The sequence below is a fragment of the Vibrio sp. HI00D65 genome, from assembly GCF_001635455.1.
Lineage (GTDB): Bacteria > Pseudomonadota > Gammaproteobacteria > Enterobacterales > Vibrionaceae > Vibrio.
On the sequence record NZ_LWEH01000578.1, the window covers coordinates 1 to 1,023 of the forward strand.

The following is a 1,023-nucleotide window of genomic DNA, read 5'->3' on the forward strand; positions in this document are numbered from 1 at the left end:
TGTTTGTGCCCGGCGTGAAGGCCACACTTGGTGTGCCGTCTTCTTCATCCGACGCCTTGAACGTCCCCACCACGGTATCTACCGCCGCGTCGCTTTCATTGAACGCTGCCTCTGCAACCACATCGATGGCTGGGCCGTCATTTTCAGCGTTATAAGTTGGTGTATCGCTGTCAACCGCCGTCGCATTGTCGCTATCGGTCGCCGTTAGGCTTACCGCTGGCGATGTCTCGCCTGCATTCACCGAGTCACCGCCTGCTTTCGTCAGCGCCACATCGGTACAGGAGACAGCGTAGTAACCATCGGTGTTTGTGCCCGGCGTGAAGGCCACACTTGGTGTGCCGTCTTCGTCATCCGACACCGTGAACGTCGCCGCCTCGGTATCTTCCGTCGTGTCGTTTTCATTGAACGCTGCCTATGCCTCCACATTGGTGGGCGCGCCGTCATTTAGAGCGTTCAAAGTGGGTGTATCGCTGTCAACCGCCGTCGCATTGTCGCTATCGGTCGCCGTTAGGCTCGCCGCTGGCAGTCTCTCCCCTGCCTTCACCACGTCAACACCCCCTTTCGCCAGTACCACATCTGTGCCGCTGATCGCATAGTAACCATCGGGGTTTGTGCCCGGCGTGAAGGCCACACTTGGTGTGCCGTCTTCTTCATCCGACGCCGTGAACGTCGCCACCACGGTATCTACCGCCGCGTCGTTTTCATTGAACGCTGCCTCTGCCACCACATCGATGGTTGGGCCGTCATTTTGAGCGTTATAAGTTGGTGTATCGCTGTCAACCGCCGTCGCATTGTCGCTATCGGTCGCCGTTAGGCTAACCGCTGGCAGTGTCTCGCCTGCATTCACCGCGTCAACACCCGCTTGCGTCAGTACCACATCGGTGCCGCTGATCGCGTAGTAACCATCGGTGTTTGTGCCCGGCGTGAAGGCCACACTTGGTGTGCCGTCTTCTTCATCCGACGCCGTGAACGTCGCCACCACGGTATCTACCGCCGCGTCGTTTTCATTGAACGCTGCCTCTG

The 1,023-nt window shown here is 58.7% G+C and carries 2 protein-coding genes; both read right to left on the reverse strand.

The genetic code is table 11. From position 1 onward, the window contains the following. The coding region (locus tag A3712_RS23955) for a hypothetical protein (RefSeq protein ID WP_157618880.1) at positions 1–358 on the reverse strand (358 nt) is incomplete at its 3' end. A 54-nt stretch (positions 359–412) separates the two neighbouring features. After that, positions 413–1,023 (reverse strand): hypothetical protein (locus A3712_RS28060; RefSeq protein WP_197465909.1); only part of this gene is annotated, 611 nt, incomplete at its 5' end.